Source organism: Flavobacterium limi, from assembly GCF_010645075.1.
GTDB lineage: Bacteria > Bacteroidota > Bacteroidia > Flavobacteriales > Flavobacteriaceae > Flavobacterium > Flavobacterium limi.
Map to the genome: position 1 here is coordinate 116,311 of NZ_JAADZV010000001.1, position 17,590 is coordinate 133,900.

At 36.3% G+C, this 17,590-nt stretch carries 10 protein-coding genes and 1 pseudogene; 5 read left to right on the forward strand and 6 right to left on the reverse strand.

Annotated features, from left to right (window positions below; all coding sequences use genetic code 11):
* Positions 1–83: 83 nt before the first annotated feature.
* Together GXM16_RS00545 and GXM16_RS00550 are read left to right on the forward strand one after the other, a co-directional pair.
* Positions 84–5,354, forward strand: a complete 5,271-nt coding sequence (locus GXM16_RS00545) for a T9SS type B sorting domain-containing protein (protein WP_163391690.1) — start codon at positions 84–86, stop codon at positions 5,352–5,354.
* Between the two features lie 2 nt (positions 5,355–5,356).
* Positions 5,357–6,280, forward strand: coding sequence for a PorP/SprF family type IX secretion system membrane protein (locus GXM16_RS00550; protein WP_163391692.1), 924 nt, complete (start codon positions 5,357–5,359; stop codon positions 6,278–6,280).
* A 107-nt stretch (positions 6,281–6,387) separates the two neighbouring features.
* Here the strand turns inward: GXM16_RS00550 and sufD are convergent, their stop codons facing one another.
* The 5 genes and pseudogenes from sufD to GXM16_RS00575 all read right to left on the reverse strand — a co-directional run bounded on the left by sufD (position 6,388) and on the right by GXM16_RS00575 (position 11,005).
* Positions 6,388–7,704, reverse strand: coding sequence for a Fe-S cluster assembly protein SufD (gene sufD, locus GXM16_RS00555; RefSeq protein WP_163391694.1), 1,317 nt, complete (start codon positions 7,702–7,704; stop codon positions 6,388–6,390).
* A gap of 114 nt (positions 7,705–7,818) precedes the next feature.
* A pseudogene (locus tag GXM16_RS00560) lies at positions 7,819–8,186 on the reverse strand (four helix bundle protein).
* 49 nt (positions 8,187–8,235) lie between these two features.
* Positions 8,236–8,982 carry a Fe-S cluster assembly ATPase SufC gene (gene sufC / locus GXM16_RS00565; RefSeq protein WP_163391696.1) on the reverse strand — a complete coding sequence of 249 codons (747 nt, stop codon included), beginning with the start codon at positions 8,980–8,982 and terminating at the stop codon, positions 8,236–8,238.
* A gap of 153 nt (positions 8,983–9,135) precedes the next feature.
* Positions 9,136–10,584, reverse strand: coding sequence for a Fe-S cluster assembly protein SufB (gene sufB, locus GXM16_RS00570; RefSeq protein ID WP_163391698.1), 1,449 nt, complete (start codon positions 10,582–10,584; stop codon positions 9,136–9,138).
* A gap of 91 nt (positions 10,585–10,675) precedes the next feature.
* On the reverse strand, positions 10,676–11,005 hold the full coding sequence (locus tag GXM16_RS00575) for a HesB/IscA family protein (protein WP_026727150.1): 330 nt from the start codon (positions 11,003–11,005) through the stop codon (positions 10,676–10,678).
* Between the two features lie 323 nt (positions 11,006–11,328).
* Here GXM16_RS00575 and GXM16_RS00580 point away from each other — a divergent pair, with 323 nt between their 5' ends.
* Positions 11,329–12,240, forward strand: a complete 912-nt coding sequence (locus GXM16_RS00580) for a hypothetical protein (RefSeq protein WP_163391700.1) — start codon at positions 11,329–11,331, stop codon at positions 12,238–12,240.
* Positions 12,241–12,319: 79 nt separating this feature from the next.
* On the forward strand, positions 12,320–13,177 hold the full coding sequence (locus GXM16_RS00585; RefSeq protein ID WP_163391702.1) for an MBL fold metallo-hydrolase: 858 nt from the start codon (positions 12,320–12,322) through the stop codon (positions 13,175–13,177).
* Between the two features lie 361 nt (positions 13,178–13,538).
* On the opposite strand, the gene GXM16_RS00590 is transcribed toward GXM16_RS00585, so the two are convergent.
* Positions 13,539–15,722 (reverse strand): LamG-like jellyroll fold domain-containing protein, encoded by a 2,184-nt coding sequence (locus GXM16_RS00590; protein ID WP_229684176.1) that lies wholly within the window; start codon positions 15,720–15,722, stop codon positions 13,539–13,541.
* A 224-nt stretch (positions 15,723–15,946) separates the two neighbouring features.
* Between GXM16_RS00590 and GXM16_RS00595 the strand changes: the two genes are divergently transcribed.
* A complete protein-coding gene (locus GXM16_RS00595) occupies positions 15,947–17,563 on the forward strand; it encodes a S8 family peptidase (protein WP_163391704.1) in 1,617 nt (538 codons plus the stop codon).
* The last annotated feature ends 27 nt before the right edge of the window (positions 17,564–17,590 follow it).

A 17,590-nucleotide genomic window follows, 5' to 3' on the forward strand; every position in this document is an offset into this window, starting at 1 on the left:
TGTTTAGGGTAATTTAGTTCTAAATATTATTTTTGCCACAATCTGTTTTGCCACATTATATCCATTTAGAATTCAGTACTTATATGCAGAAACTCTACTTTTTTGTACTCTTATTTTTCCTTTTTATAGCCGGTAATAAAATTACTGCACAAACCTTTCAATATGATTGGACAAATGCACATGGAGAAGGTGTTTCCACACCTTATACCGGAAGTTGTTGGGCATCTTCCTATACCTATCCGTGTACTCAATATGATTCGCCGCAATACAATTTGAAAAAATTAGCGTCAGATCAATCCAATAATATATTTCTGGCAGGTAGAACAAACAGACCTTTTGATATAAATTCTGGGACCGGAACAAACATGATAACACCTTCGACTTATCTTTATAATTCCGGTTATGGTGCTTCAACTCTGTATCATCACGCTAGTTTTATTGCAAAACATGATAAAAATAGCGTTTTACAATGGGCAGGTAATATTAAAGCACCAACCAGTTCAGATTATGCAGATATAATTTCTATAATCCCTATGGACGGGAATAATCTTCTTGTAGCCGGAAATTTTTATGGGACTGTGAACTTTGACATAAATGGTACAAATTCTCAACTCAGAACTACAATTGGTAGTTATGATGTTTTTTTTGCTAAATACAATAGTTTAAATGGTGACCTGATTTGGGTAAAAACAATGGGAGGAACCAACCAGGATTATTTGACAGATTTAAAAACAGACAGTTTAAATAATATAATACTGGCAGGTTATACTTATTCAACAAATCTTGATATTGATGCTGGCGCAGGAGTTTCCTTAATTAATACTGCAGGCGGACAAGGCTCATTTATTATTAAATATGATGCTAATGGAAATCTTATTTCATCTTTAGAAAGAGTTTCCACTACTAATAATACTAAAATTGGTATCGATTCAGGAAATAATATTTATGAGTTATCCAGCTTTTCCGGCACCAGGGATTTAAATGGAACCGCAGGTACAACAAATTTTACGGCAAATGGAACCCATACTTTTGTTTCAAAATATTCCTCTTCCGGAAGTTATCTTTGGACAAGAGAAATCAAAAGAGATAATAATGCATCAACATCTAGTAATCCAGTTGATTTTGTGGTTAAAAATGATCATTTGTATTTTATATTGTTAGCATCCTCATCAATCGTAGATGTGGATCCAAACCCTTCAGCTGAGGCTTTGTTAAGTACCGGTGGGTATGGTAAAACATGTATAGTTGAATGGGACTCAAATGGAAATTATTTATGGAGTTTAATTCACACTGGTAATTTTTCTACAAATATTGAGCATATAGACGTAAATACTCAAGGACAAATAAGTTACATAGAAAAGTCTTATACTGGTTATGATCTAGATCCAGCTTCAAGCGTCATGAATGTGACAGGAAATGCATATTGGGCAAAATTAAACGCAGATCACAGTCTTAATTTTGTAGCTGCCCTTAATTTTCCGAGTAGTAAAGTATTTAATGATATTATTTATGACAATCACGGGAGTATAATTTTTGGAGGAAATTCAGCGACTGCAAGCGCTAATCTAAATACTTTCAATTTATCAGAAAATAGTTATTCAACTCAAAATGTAGGTGAACAGAATTATTTCATTACTAAATATCTGTTAGATTGTCCAACTCCGGCTCCATCGGCCACGGCAACCCAGCCGTTCTGCAGCGCAGCTACGGTAGCGAATTTATCAGCGACAGGCACCGCCATCAAATGGTACGATGCAGCAGCTTCAGGAGCACAATTACTGCCGACATCGGCATTGGTCAACGGCACGAAATATTACGCTTCACAGACCCTTAACGGCTGCGAGAGTGTATTGCGAACCGAGGTAACGGCAGTCATCAACACCACAGCCGCCCCGACTGCTTCAGCCACCCAGCCATTCTGCAGCGCAGCTACGGTAGCCAGTTTATCAGCGACAGGCACGGCCATCAAATGGTACGATGCAGCAGCTTCAGGTGCACAATTGCTGCCGACAGCGGCATTGGTGAACGGCACTAAATATTACGCTTCACAGACCCTTAACGGCTGCGAGAGCATATTGCGAACAGAGGTAACAGCAGTGATCAATACCACGGCAGCGCCATCGGCCACGGCAACCCAGCCGTTCTGTAGCGCAGCGACAGTAGCCAGTTTATCAGCAACAGGCACGGCCATAAAATGGTATGATGCAGCAGCTTCAGGTACACAATTATTGCCAACAGCAGCTTTGGTGAACGGCACTAAATATTACGCTTCACAGACCCTTAACGGCTGCGAGAGTGTTTTGCGTACAGAGGTAACGGCAGTCATCAATACCACAGCCGCCCCGACTGCTTCAGCGACCCAGCCATTCTGCAGCGCAGCTACGGTAGCGGATTTATCAGCAACAGGCACGGCTATCAAATGGTATGATGCAGCAGCTTCAGGAGCACAATTACTGCCGACAGCGGCATTGGTGAACGGCACTAAATATTACGCTTCACAGACCCTTAACGGCTGCGAGAGTGCTTTGCGAACCGAGGTAACGGCAGTCATCAACACCACAGCCGCCCCGACTGCTTCAGCCACCCAGCCATTCTGCAGCGCAGCTACGGTAGCCAGTTTATCAGCGACAGGCACGGCCATCAAATGGTACGATGCAGCAGCTTCAGGTGCACAATTGCTGCCGACAGCGGCATTGGTGAACGGCACTAAATATTACGCTTCACAGACCCTGAACGGCTGCGAGAGCATATTGCGAACCGAAGTGACAGCAGTCATCAATACCACAGCCGCCCCGACTGCCACAGCGACCCAGCCATTCTGCAACGCAGCGACAGTAGCGAATTTATCAGCGATGGGCACGGCCATCAAATGGTATGATGCAGCAGCTTCAGGAGCACAATTGCTGCCGACAGCGGCATTGGTCAACGGTACGAAATATTACGCTTCACAGACCCTTAACGGCTGCGAGAGTGCATTGCGTACAGAAGTGACAGCAGTGATCAATACCACGGCAGCGCCATCGGCCACAGCGACCCAGCCATTCTGCAGCGCAGCCACAATCGCGAATTTATCAGCGACGGGCACGGCCATCAAATGGTATGATGCAGCAGCTTCAGGAGCACAATTACTGCCCACAGCGGCATTGGTGAACGGTACGAAATATTACGCTTCACAGACCCTTAACGGCTGCGAGAGTGCTTTGCGTACAGAAGTGACAGCAGTGATCAATACCACGGCAGCGCCATCGGCCACAGCGACCCAGCCATTCTGCAGCGCAGCCACAATCGCGAATTTATCAGTAACAGGCACGGCCATCAAATGGTATGATGCAGCAGCTTCAGGAGCACAATTACTGCCGACAACGGCATTGGTGAACGGCACTAAATATTACGCTTCACAGATCCTGAACGGCTGCGAGAGTGCATTGCGTACAGAAGTGACAGCAGTGATCAATACCACGGCAGCACCATCGGCCACAGCGACCCAGCCATTCTGCAGCGCAGCCACAATCGCGAATTTATCAGCGACAGGCACGGCCATCAAATGGTATGATGCAGCAGCTTCAGGTACACAATTATTGCCAACAGCAGCTTTGGTGAACGGCACTAAATATTACGCTTCACAGACCCTTAACGGCTGCGAGAGTGTTTTGCGTACAGAGGTAACGGCAGTCATCAATACCACAGCCGCCCCGACTGCTTCAGCGACCCAGCCATTCTGCAGCGCAGCTACGGTAGCGGATTTATCAGCAACAGGCACGGCCATCAAATGGTATGATGCAGCAGCTTCAGGTGTACAATTACTGCCGACAACGGCATTGGTGAACGGCACGAAATATTACGCTTCACAGACCCTTAACGGCTGCGAGAGCATATTGCGAACAGAGGTAACAGCAGTGATCAATACCACGGCAGCGCCATCGGCCACGGCAACCCAGCCGTTCTGCAGCGCAGCGACAGTAGCCAGTTTATCAGCAACAGGCACGGCCATCAAATGGTATGATGCAGCAGCTTCAGGTGTACAATTACTGCCGACAACGGTATTGGTCAACGGCACTAAATATTACGCTTCACAGACCCTTAACGGCTGCGAGAGCATATTGCGAACAGAGGTAACAGCAGTGATCAATACCACGGCAGCGCCATCGGCCACGGCAACCCAGCCGTTCTGCAGCGCAGCGACAGTAGCCAGTTTATCAGCAACAGGCACGGCCATCAAATGGTATGATACAGCAGCTTCAGGTGTACAATTACTGCCGACAACGGCATTGGTGAACGGCACTAAATATTATGCTTCCCAGACCCTGAACGGCTGCGAGAGTGCTTTGCGTACAGAAGTGACAGCAGTGATCAATACCACAGCCGCCCCGACTGCCACAGCGACCCAGCCATTCTGCAGCGCAGCCACAATCGCGAATTTATCAGCGACAGGCACGGCCATCAAATGGTATGATGCAGCAGCTTCAGGTGTACAATTACTGCCGACAACGGTATTGGTCAACGGCACTAAATATTACGCTTCACAGACCCTTAACGGATGCGAAAGTGCATTGCGAACAGAAGTGACTGTAATTATAAATGTAGTTGCTGCTCCAACTGGAAATACAAATCAGGAGTTTTGTAACAGTGCTAAAATTGAAGATTTAGCTGCTGTTGGTTCAAATATACAATGGTTTGCTGGTGCAACAGGTGGAATAGCTTTGAGTAGTAATATAACATTAGTTAACGGAGTAAAATATTATGCTTCTCAGACAATTAATGGCTGTCAAAGTGCAAGCCGTTTAGCAGTTACAGCTGTAATAAAAACTGTTCCGAATCCAACAGGACCTGGAATTCAGCAATTCTGTTCAGAAAGTAATCCTACACTGGCAGATGTATATGTAAATTCAAATCAGGTAATTTGGTATGATTCATTCATCAATGGTAATATCCTGTCATTAGATTATCGTTTAACTGATGGTGAAACTGTTTATGCCGGAATTTATGATAGTACCACAAAATGTGAAAGTGCTTCAAGATTAGCAGTTACTGTAACAATTATGGACAGTAAACTGGAATATTATAATTTAATTACCGTTAATGGCAATAATCTGAACAATAAACTTACAATAAAGGGAATAGATAAATTTCCTGTGAATAATATTGAAATTTTTAATCGATATGGAAATTTAGTCTGGAAGACTGACAATTACAATAATGAAAACAATTTCTTTGAAGGAAAATCTAATTCAAGGGATGTGTTTATGAAGAATAATTTTTTGCCAACTGGAACATATTACTTTGTTTTAAAATATAGAACAAATTGTAAATCCAATCAATTAAAAGGATTCCTGCAAATTGACAACAACCAATAAAAATGAATAATTTTTTTAATTTAAAAATAGCAGTATTAATATTTGTTGTTTTTTCTAAAGTATCTGCTCAGGCAGATGCAAAATTGTCCAGTTATTTTTTTACACCTATGACGTATAACCCGGCCTACGCAGGAAGTTATGAAGGTATTTCCTTGTCAGGAGTTTATAGCTCCCAATGGGTTGGATTTGAAGGTGCACCTACTACACTTGTGTTTTCAGGTCATGGAACTTTTATCAATTCTCACACTGGTATGGGACTTGATGTTATTAATGATGAAATCGGAGCAAGTAAAGAAACGAGTGTTACAGGTAATTACTCCTATCATTTTAACCTAAACAGTAAATGGAAGATTGCATTAGGAATAAAAGCAGGAGTCAATAGTTATACACTTGATTATAATTTATTAGCCATTGAAAATCCTGAAGAATATAGTGGATTTTCAGGAACCGTAAACAATATGAATTTTAATTTCGGAACCGGTTTTTATATTCATGATGACAAATTTTTTGTAGGTCTTGGGATACCTAATATTTTAGCTGAAAAAAACCGTAATGATCAGGTTTATGTTTTATCGAATAATAATAAGTATTATATTACTTCTGGTTATAAATTCGAAATGAGTGAATATGTTTCACTACAGCCAACTATTATGACAAGACTTTCAAAGGGAGAATCTCAAAGTACTATGTTTGCGCTTAATTCAATATGGTCAGAGAAATTTTATGCCAGTTTAAACTTTGAACCAAGTGTTTCAGTTGGTTCATTTATTGGGGTAAGATTTTTAGAAAAATATATGATTGGTTATTCTTATGATGCATCCATCAATAGTTTTTCAAGATATAATGATGGTTCGCATTCTTTCTTTGTGAATTTTAGATTAGAAGATTTTTGGAAACGGGAACGATGCAGTTGTTATTCATTTTAAGTTCATCTTAAATATGAAATTGAATTATTTTCTGTAAAATACTCAGAAAAAAAACCGGTAAGTGTTAAAACTTGCCGGTTTTGTGTTTATATAAATGGACTCTTATTTTACAAATCAAATCCTAAATTCACACCTAATTTTGTAGCAATGATTTTAGTGATACGTTGTTTTAATTCCGGTATTTTGATGCTTTCGATAACGGCATTTGAGAATGCATACATCAATAAAGCTTTAGCTTCTTTTTTCGGGATTCCGCGAGACTGCATGTAGAACATTGCTGTTTCATCCAGCTGTCCAACTGTGCAACCATGAGAACATTTTACGTCGTCAGCAAAAATTTCCAATTGTGGTTTTGCGTTGATTGTAGCTTTATCGCTCAATAAAATGTTGTTGCTTTTTTGGAAAGCATTTGTTTTTTGAGCTTCTTTTTCTACCAAAACTTTTCCGTTGAAAACTCCTGTCGAACGATCAGAGAAAATTCCTTTATAATCCTGGAAACTTTCGCAGTTTGGCTGTGCGTGGTTCACCAAAGTATAATGGTCAACGTGCTGTTTGTCATTCAGGATAGAAATTCCGTTAAGCGTACTCGTTAATCTTTCTCCGAAATGGTAAAAGTTTAAGTTGTTACGAGTTAAGTTTCCTCCAAATGAAAACGTATGAACATAAGCATGGCTTTCCTGCTGTTGCGAAACATAAGTGTTATCCACTAAGTTTGCTTCGCTATTGTCATTTTGAATTTTGTAATAATCAACAATGGCACGTTTTTGAGCGAAAATCTCTGTAACAGAATTTGTCAAAACCGGATTTTCATTCAAACTTTGGTGGCGCTCGATAATCTGGACATGTGAATTCTCGCCCACAATAACTAAATTTCTTGGCTGAACCATTAAAGCGGCTTCGTTTCCTGTTGAGAAATACATAATCTCAATTGGTTTATCGGCTACTTTCTTTTTTGGAATATTGATAAAAGCACCTTCAATTGCAAAAGCAGTATTCAATGAAGTTAAACTGTCGTCTTTGCTCGCAATCTGATTGAAGTACGTATCAATAACCATTTTATATTTTGGTTTGGTCAATGCCGATGACATCAAACAAACATCGATTCCGTCGTGTGTTGTAGAAGACAAATGCGAACTGAAAACACCATCAATAAATACTAATTTATAGGTGTCAATTTCGTGTAAAAAGTATTTTTTTACCTGATTGAATTCGATTGCATTTTCCTGTTTTGGAAAAACCGTAAAGTCATTTTTTAAGATGGCGTTTAGCGATGTATATTTCCAGGCTTCTTCTTTTTTGGTTGGGAAACCTTTATTTTCGAAGTTTTTTATAGCATTTGTACGGATGTCATGCAAATCTGAATGCACATCAACACGCTCCTCAAAAGCCATAAAAGACGATACTAATTTTTCTTTTAAATCCATTTCTTTTTTAGTCTTAAAGTCGAAAGTCGAAAGTCGAAAGACCTCAGATTGTCGACTGTTTGGCAAAAGGTTAAAAGTTTAAATATAAAGTTTGAGACTTTATGACTTTAGACTTTATGACTTTTGACTTAAATATTTAATGAAACCGCTTAATAATTTCGATATTTCTGTAACCGACTCTAAAAGCATTTCAAATTCTTCTTTTATAATATATTCTAAATCAAAAGCTAAATACAATTGAGATCTAACTTCTCCGGCAGATGCTTTGGCGATATACAAAAAGTAAATAAACTCTTTGTCTGTATTTCTCCAAAGCCTTCTGCTATGTTTGATGATATAGAAAGCGATGCTCGTCTTATTTGTCTAACGAAATCAAAGTCTTTTTTAAAAGTAGAATTTTCAGTAGTCAGATATATTTTTTTATTGAAGATTCTTGATTTTTGCCAAGAATTTATTTCTTCAAAAGATCTGAATTTACTCATCTAGTTTTGGACTTTATGACTTTAGACTTTAAAACTTTACGACTCAGAATTAATTCTCTGCCTTAATCCAGTCGTATCCTTTTTCTTCTAATTCGTAAGCCAATTCTTTTCCTCCTGATTTTACGATTCTTCCGTTATATAATACGTGAACGAAATCCGGAACGATATAATCTAACAAACGTTGGTAGTGTGTAATTACGATAATGGCGTTTTTGTCGCTTTTCAGTTTGTTTACACCATTTGCCACAATTCTTAAAGCGTCGATATCAAGACCAGAATCGGTTTCGTCAAGGATTGCCAATTTTGGCTCTAACATCGCCATTTGGAAAATCTCGTTTCTTTTTTTCTCTCCTCCGGAAAAACCTTCATTTAAAGAACGGGATAAAAATTTACGGTCGATTTCTAATAATTCCGATTTCTCACGAATCACTTTTAGCATTTCGTTTGCAGGCATTTCTTCCTGACCGTTTGCTTTACGAGTTTCGTTGATAGCCGTTTTCATAAAGTTAGTTACGCTAACTCCAGGAATTTCTACCGGATATTGAAACGAAAGGAAAACACCTTTGTGTGCTCTTTCTTCCGGAGCTAAATCGCCAAGATCTTCTCCGTCAAGAATTACCTCTCCGTCTGTAACTTCGTAGTTTTCGTTTCCTGCAATAACTGCAGAAAGGGTACTTTTTCCGGAACCGTTTGGTCCCATTATCGCGTGAACTTCTCCAGCTTTAACTTCTATATTAATTCCCTTAAGGATTTCTTTATCACCAATTGCGGCGTGAAGGTTTTTTATTGATAACATCTTTTCTTTGTTTAAAGTTTCAAGTTTCAAGTTTTCAGTTCTGCTGAAAAACTAAACTTTGAAAAATCTTTTTATTTTAATTGATATAAAATTCTTTTTTTAATGGTTGTAAAGCATAAATTTTCAGATTAAAACCTGAAACCTGTGACTTTTTTAACCTACAGATCCTTCTAAAGAAATCTCTAATAATTTTTGAGCTTCAACAGCAAATTCCATTGGGAGCTTGTTCAAGACATCTTTACTGAAACCGTTTACAATTAAAGCAATCGCTTTTTCAGTCGGGATACCTCTTTGGTTACAGTAAAATACCTGGTCTTCTCCAATTTTACTTGTAGTTGCTTCGTGCTCGATTTTTGCTGACGGATTTTTACTTTCGATATAAGGGAAAGTATGTGCTCCGCAATTATTACCCATTAATAAAGAGTCACACTGCGAAAAGTTTCTTGCATTTTCTGCTCTTGGAGAAATCTGCACTAAACCACGGTAGCTGTTTTGTGATTTTCCGGCCGAAATACCTTTAGAAATAATAGTCGATTTAGTATTTTTTCCTAAATGGATCATTTTTGTTCCGGTATCAGCCTGTTGGAAATTATTGGTAACAGCAATAGAATAAAATTCTCCAACTGAATTATCTCCTTTCAATACACAAGAAGGATATTTCCAGGTTACAGCAGAACCTGTTTCAACCTGTGTCCAGGAAATTTTAGCGTTTGTCTCGCATAAACCTCTTTTAGTTACAAAGTTATAAACCCCGCCTTTTCCTTCTTTATTTCCTGGGAACCAGTTTTGAACTGTTGAATATTTAATTTCAGCGTCATCTAAAGCGATTAATTCAACTACAGCAGCGTGTAATTGGTTTTCGTCACGGCTTGGTGCTGTACATCCTTCAAGGTAAGAAACGTAGCTTCCTTCATCAGCAATAACCAGAGTTCTTTCGAATTGTCCAGTTCCAGCCTGATTGATTCTGAAATAAGTTGAAAGTTCCATTGGGCATTTTACTCCTTTTGGAATATAACAGAAACTTCCGTCAGAGAAAACAGCTGAGTTTAATGCTGCGTAGAAGTTGTCTTTTTGAGGTACAACAGTTCCTAAATATTTTTTTACTAATTCCGGATGTTCCTTGATAGCTTCAGAAATCGGACAGAAAATAATTCCTTTTTCTGCTAAAGTCTTTTTGAAAGTAGTCACTACTGAAACAGAATCGACCACAATATCCATTGCGATATTGTTCATTTTTTTCTGTTCATCAAGAGAAATTCCAAGTTTTTTGTACATCTCTAATAATTCCGGATCAACATCGTCCAGAGTTTTATTAGGATCTACTTGTTTTGGAGCTGAATAGTATGAAATAGCCTGAAAGTCCGGTTTTTCGTAACTAACGTTTGCCCATTCCGGCTCGATCATTTCTTTCCAGGCACGGAAAGCCTCGATGCGCCATTCAGTCATCCATTCAGGTTCTTCTTTTTTAAGTGAAATAGCTCTTACAATTTCTTCGTTTAAACCAATAGGAAATGTTTCAGATTCTATATTGGTATAAAATCCGTATTCATATTCTTTGGTTTCCAGTTCGATTTTTAAATCGTCTTCTGTGTATTTGCTCATTGTTTTTTTATTGAAAGATTTTAAAATTGAAGGATTTAAATATTAAAATACTTCTGTAATTAAATCTTTAAATTTTGCAATTATTTATTGTTTATAGAGAAAATGATTCGCCACATCCGCAAGTTCTGCTTGCGTTTGGGTTATTGAACACAAATCCTTTTCCGTTTAAGCCGCCTGAAAATTCCAGTATTGTTCCGGCTAAATAAAGGAATGATTTTTTTTCAACTGCGATTTGTATATCATTGTCTACGAATATTTTGTCATCATCGCCTTTGGTTTTGTCAAATTTCAAATCATATGACAAACCAGAGCATCCACCGCTTTTTACTCCTACGCGTACGTAGTCATGTGCGGCATCAAAACCATCATCAGTCATCAAATCGATGATTTTCTTTTTGGCTGTATCAGAAACTTTTATCATTGTTTATGGTATTTATATTTTTCTTCCGTTTTTCATCCAAATCCAAAAAAACAGGATTTTTTTAAGATGCTGGATTTCAATGCTGAAATGAAATTATTTGCAAAGATACGACTTAAAAACCTTTTTACATAACGGTTCACATTATTATAACAAATGTTAAAATAGATATAACTTATTTCTAAAAGGTTATAATTTAATTATCGCTGTATCCTCCCACTTTATAATTTTAATATTACTAGTTTTAATATTCGTCTGAAAAAACGTGATTATACGTGTTTTTAGTAGTAAAATATCGTTATTTTTGCACCAAAATAAAGAGATCTATGAATAAACAAAATAAAAATTGGGTAAAAGCTGTTATTTCAATATTACTTGTTTTTGGATTTGGTATTACATTTTATATTTATAATAATGTGTCGACTAATGATTTTGGCCTGTTTTATGGGGAAAAATTAACTGTTAAAGATAAAAATTCATATGCTCAAAAAAATATATTAGACTCTCTAAATACTTTAAAAATAGCTTATGATGAGGTTTTATCAGAAAGAACATCTTTGTCACAAGAACTGGAACTGGAAAAAAAGAATGTCGAAAATCTGATGGAAATCATAAAAGCTTCAAAAAACCCTACTTTCTCGCAATTAGAAGTGTATCGAAAGCAGCTTTCGGATTTAAAGATTTCATTACAATCAAAAATTTCGGAAATCAAAAAACTTAAAGATCAAAATAAAAACCTTCTAACCGAAATTGAAAGCCAAAATTCAGCCATGCATCAACAAAAAATCAAAAATGATACATTGGCATCGCAGCGAAAAAAACTTGAATATACCTTAAAATCAGCTTCTAAATTAGAGCTGGATAATTTTAAAGTTGTAGCAATTCATGAGAAAAAATCGGGAGAAGAATTTGAAACGGACAAAGCTAAAAGTACCAACAGGATTAAAGCTAGCTTCTCAATTGCCGGAAACCCTGTAGCTAAAACGGGCAAAAGAGTTTATTATGTTCAGGTTTTAGACCAGAAAAACACTGTTTTGGGTGCCAACAAACTCGTTGAATTTAGCAACGGCAAAGCATTAGTTTATAGTTTTATAGTTGGTATAGATTTTCAGGGACAGCCGGTAAATCTTTATGGTGTTTTAAATTCGGATGGAAACGGATTTGCAAAAGGAACCTATTTTATTAATTTCTTTGATAAAAACGAAATTATTTCCAGCACATCTATAACGCTGAAATAATTTATTTTAGTTTTTAATTAAATTTCAGCAATACAAAAATTGTATTTCCTAGCTTTGTTTCATCTTAATGAATTAGAAAATGAAACTTTATCCCATTGAATCAGGAAATTTTAAATTAGACGGGGGCGCCATGTTTGGAGTCGTGCCCAAAACAATCTGGAATAAAACCAATCCTGCTGATGGTAATAATTTAATTGATATTGCCGCCCGTTGCCTTTTAATCGAAGAGGGAAATCGTCTGATTTTGATAGATACCGGAATGGGAAACAAACAATCTGAGAAATTCTTTGGCTATTATTCACTTTGGGGCACTCATTCTTTGGATGGTTCTTTAGCAAAATATGGTTTTCACAGAGATGATATTACGGATGTTTTTATGACCCATCTTCATTTTGATCATTGTGGAGGGAGTGTTCAGTGGAATGCAGATAAAACCGGATATGAACCGGCTTTTAAAAATGCCAGATACTGGACCAATGAAAATCATTGGGAATGGGCAACAAAACCCAATGCCCGTGAAAAAGCTTCTTTTTTAGCAGAGAATATTTTACCAATGCAGGAAAGCGGTCAGTTAAATTTTATTGAAAGGCCAAATAGTGATTTTGGTTTTTCAGAAGAATTGGGATTCGAAATTTTTTATGCTGATGGGCATACCGAAAAGCAAATGATTCCACATATTCAGTATCAGGATAAAACAATAGTTTTTTGTGCCGATTTATTGGCTACTGCCGGCCATATTCCGTTGCCATACGTTATGGGATATGATACAAGGCCTTTATTGACGATGCCGGAAAAATCTAAACTGCTAACTGCTGCGGCTGACAAAAATTATTATTTGTTTTTAGAACACGATGCACATAACCAAATTATCACGGTAGAACATACTGAAAAAGGAGTTCGTTTAAAAGAGGTTTTTACCTGTGAAGATATTTTATAGAAGTTACTCAACTATAATTTTCTTAACAATAGTCGCCCCTTCATTTTCCAAATAAATATAATAGATACTATTTCTGAATCCTGTCAAATCAAAGGTGTTATTATTTGAATAATTTGTATATTTCTTTTTGTAATTAGTTTTACCAGCGCATCGTATACAGTTGCCTTCTCAAGAGGACTATTGTGAACATGTAGTTCTCCATTTACAGGGTTGGGATAAACCGCTATTTAATCAAAACCTGTTTCTGATAGTCCTAAAGTAGGAAAACTTAAATTATAAGATGTTTTGAAAAATATAATCTAAAAAAATCCCATTTTCATTTAGTAGAAAATGGGATAGTTTAGTTTTTCAATAATTTTAATTATTCCACTATTACTTTTTTAACTGTAGCAGCATCTTTATTTGTTAAGTATACATAATATACTCCTCTTGGCAAACCAGATAAGCTGATTGTGTTATTAGAATCGAATGAGTTCAAACTAAAGGATTTTACCAATTGTCCTAATGTATTATAGACTGTTGCTTTTTCTAATGAAATATTTGAAATAGTAACTTCATCTTTAGTTGGATTTGGATATAGTGCTACTTTATCAAAAACAGAATCTTCAACTCCTAAAGTACAACTCGTGGAATAAGTAGTGGAAGGCTCTTTAATCTTAGACCAGTTGGTGTTTGAAAAAGCGGCGTCATCTACCTTAATACATGAAAGCTGATTGAGTCCAAGAAAAGAGGTTGCCATAGGAGCAGCTGCTTTTTTTCCGTTTACATTGAGTATAATCATGTTTGTATTATTTCCGTTTTGCAGATTTAAAAATATAAGCGGGTTTGATACAACATATACAATCGTAAGTTTGCTGTTTTTAGATAAATCTAATGATGTAATCTGATTTGAAGATGCGTTCAATGTTTCTAAAAGAAGATTATAAGAAAGATTCAAATTTGTGATTTGATTGTTACTGCAATCCAAATTTATCAGAGACGTGAATTTTTCTATTCCGGATAAATCTGTGACGTTACTGTTCGAAAGGTTTAAGGAAGTAACTGTACTTATGTCTAAACTGGATATTTTACCATTTAAGCCATCGGTATCAATTCCTAAATCAATTAATTTTTGTTCAAAATGACTGTCTTTTAAGGCTATGTATTCTACAGTACAATTGGTATTATAAGTAGCAGTTGCATCTTTTAAAGATGCCCAATTAGTATTTGAATATGCTGCATCGTCAACCTGAATACAACTTAGATTTGGATTTTCGGTAAAATTTACCGAATTCCCTAAAAGTAAATTATTTCCATTTTTAAGATTTAAACTGGTCAGGTTGTTTGACGTTACGTCGAGATTTTCAAGGACTGTATTGTCAGAAATATCTAATGTAGAAAGTTTATTGTATGAAATGTACAAACTATGTAACTTTTTGTTCTTAGAAAGATTTAGGGAAGTCAAAAGATTTCTCTGCGCAGATATTGATTCTATTGAATCATTTTTTGTCAAATTTAAATCTGTTATTTTGTTATCAGATATTAAGAGATATTGTAGCTTTAGGTTTTTTTCTAAGTTTAATAATGAAATTTTGTTATTAGAGCAATCTAGGTCTCTCAGAGAATCATTTTTAGTGAGATTAATAGTGGTCAAATTATTATTCGTACAATCTAAATACCTCAAATCCTCAAAATCTTCAATTCCTGTTAAATCAGAAATATTACTTGATGAAAGTTGCAGAGATGTTTCATATGTGATATTTTCCTTTAGAACTTTTCCGTCTGGAGTGCCCTCATCAAGCCCAAGCTCAATTAATTTGTTTTCAAAATTAAGATCAGGGATTAATGTATAAAAAATTGGTTTTGGAGCATTGTATATTGCCGTAATTTCCTGTGGTGTTAAAGTGCGGTTCCAAATTCCGATGTCATCTATAGAGCCTTCAAAAAAATTGTTTGATTTGTTTTTTCCTATTCTAAAAAGATTTCCAAAACCTTGGGTGTATAAATCAGCAGATCCGCTTAACTTTAATACATTATTTATATACAATGAAAATGTGTTAGTTTCATCATTAAAAACCATTGCAAAAAATGTCCACTCATTATTAAAATAATTGTCCTGTGATTGAAAAGTTTTTGAATCAAACTGTATGTCTAAATATCCTTTACGATAAAAACTGATTTTAAACCAATAATTAGGATCGGATACATTTCCATAATTTAAAAGACAAAAATCAAGTTCTTCTGATACAGATGGCATATCAGCCTGAAACCATCCGGTAATAGTTCTTGAACCACCTTTTAGAGGATAGTTTTTAACATCAGCTTCTATATTGCTGCTTGTTCCGTTGAAATAGTAAGCACTTCTGCGTTGCCCAAATCTATCGATAGTCGGTTCAACATTTACAGTAATTCCGTGAGAACCATTTCCACTGATGTCATTGGCATTTCCATTAAATGGATAATAGGCAAGCAGTCCATTCAAAGGAAGATAATCCGGAATATCTGAAGATTGTGCATAAATAGAAAGATTTGCCAGTAAAAGAATAAAAAGTAGTTTTGTTTTCATAAATTTCATTAAGAGTTTCAATTTGCAAAAATACAAATTATAAGTTATTCGCTTCATTAATAATAGTATGCATCCTTATTAAATTACTTAGGGTTAAGTTTAAAAAAGTGGTACTGATAAACTTTTGAGGTGTAAAATTCATAACACAGTGTTAACAGTTAGTTTTTTGTAACAAAATATCATAATTTAGTCCCATCTTTAACTTATATTTTATAATTAGATACATGAACAATATAAAACCACTTAATTTATCTGCTTTTGCATTACTTGTTTTAGCAGGCTGCAGCGCTACTATGCAAGCGCAGGTTTCAGCTCCAAAAGAATTTATAACTGCTCCTTCAGCTGTTGTTAAAAAAGCACCGGTTACTGAAAATGAACTAAAGAGATGGAGTCATCTTGATCTGATCAAAGATTCTATACCAGGAATGAGTGTAGATAAGGCTTATGCCGAATTACTACAAGGAAAAACAGGTAAAAAAGTAATTGTTGGAGTTGTTGATTCAGGAGTTGATATTGAACACGAAGATTTAAAGGGAGTTATCTGGACAAATTCTAAAGAAATCCCGGGTAACGGAATCGATGATGACAAAAACGGTTACATTGATGACATCCACGGATGGAATTTCCTGGGTGATGTTGTCAAAGAAAACCTTGAAATGACCCGTATTGTTAAAAAAGGCGACGACGGTTCTGAACAATATAAACAGGCTTTGGCACAATACACAGAAAAATACGAAAAAGCGTTAAAAGACAAAGAACAGGTTGATTTTTTATTGGATGTTCACAATACGATAAAAACAGCTTTAAACAAAAAAGAGTATAAAGCTGAAGATCTGAATTCAATTACTTCTACAGATCCAAAAATAGCAAGAAGCAAAATGGTAATGACACAAATTCTTACCAATGCAGGGCCAACATTCAATCCTGAGACTGAACTGGAAGATTACAGAGAACACGTTTACAATCAGTTAAATTTTAACCTGAACAAAGATTTTGACGGAAGAAAAGTTCTGGGTGATAATGCAGAAGATATAAAAACAACCAAATACGGAAATAATATTGTATTTGGACCGGATAAAGAAGAAGCTTTGCACGGAACGCACGTGGCCGGAATTATTGCTCAGGTTCGTAACAATAATTTAGGAGGTGACGGGGTTGCCAACAACGTTGAAATTTTGACTGTCAGAGCAGTTCCTGACGGAGATGAGTACGACAAAGATATTGCGTTGGCAATTCGATATGCTGTTGATAATGGCGCAAAAGTGATTAACGGAAGTTTCGGAAAAAGCTTTTCTCCACAAAAAAAATGGGTGTATGATGCCATAAAATATGCAAAGAAAAAAGATGTTTTGATTGTTCATGCGGCAGGTAATGACGGTTATAATATTGATGAAATAAAAAATATTAATTATCCAAACGATTCTGAAGATAACATTAAAGAATTTGCAGATAATCTGATCACAATTGGAGCTATAAATAAGGCTTATGGACAGAATGTTGTGGCAGGTTTTTCTAACTTTGGGAAATTAAACGTAGATGTTTTTGCACCGGGTGAAGAAATTTACGCAACTATTCCAAACAATAAATACAAATATTTACAGGGAACTTCAATGGCATCACCAAACGCAGCAGGTGTTGCAGCATTGATTCGCTCTTATTATCCAAAGCTAAAAGCAGCTCAGGTTAAAAAGATTCTAATGGAATCCGGAGTAGCTCTTCCTGAAAAAGTAGTTTTAGGCGAAGAGAAACCAGAAGCAGTCTCTTCTACAGAATCATCAAAAACGGCTAAAATGGTAAATGCTTACAACGCTTTATTAATGGCAGAAAAAATGTCTAAATAATAAAGACTGATCTTTTTTAATAATCAA

Coding starts and splice junctions, on each gene's coding strand:
- GXM16_RS00545 (WP_163391690.1), top strand. CDS start 84: ATGCAGAAACTCTACTTTTTTGTACTCTTATTTTTCCTTTTTATAGCC.
- GXM16_RS00550 (WP_163391692.1), top strand. CDS start 5,357: ATGAATAATTTTTTTAATTTAAAAATAGCAGTATTAATATTTGTTGTT.
- sufD (WP_163391694.1), bottom strand. CDS start 7,704: ATGGATTTAAAAGAAAAATTAGTATCGTCTTTTATGGCTTTTGAGGAG.
- sufC (WP_163391696.1), bottom strand. CDS start 8,982: ATGTTATCAATAAAAAACCTTCACGCCGCAATTGGTGATAAAGAAATC.
- sufB (WP_163391698.1), bottom strand. CDS start 10,584: ATGAGCAAATACACAGAAGACGATTTAAAAATCGAACTGGAAACCAAA.
- GXM16_RS00575 (WP_026727150.1), bottom strand. CDS start 11,005: ATGATAAAAGTTTCTGATACAGCCAAAAAGAAAATCATCGATTTGATG.
- GXM16_RS00580 (WP_163391700.1), top strand. CDS start 11,329: ATGAATAAACAAAATAAAAATTGGGTAAAAGCTGTTATTTCAATATTA.
- GXM16_RS00585 (WP_163391702.1), top strand. CDS start 12,320: ATGAAACTTTATCCCATTGAATCAGGAAATTTTAAATTAGACGGGGGC.
- GXM16_RS00590 (WP_229684176.1), bottom strand. CDS start 15,722: ATGAAAACAAAACTACTTTTTATTCTTTTACTGGCAAATCTTTCTATT.
- GXM16_RS00595 (WP_163391704.1), top strand. CDS start 15,947: ATGAACAATATAAAACCACTTAATTTATCTGCTTTTGCATTACTTGTT.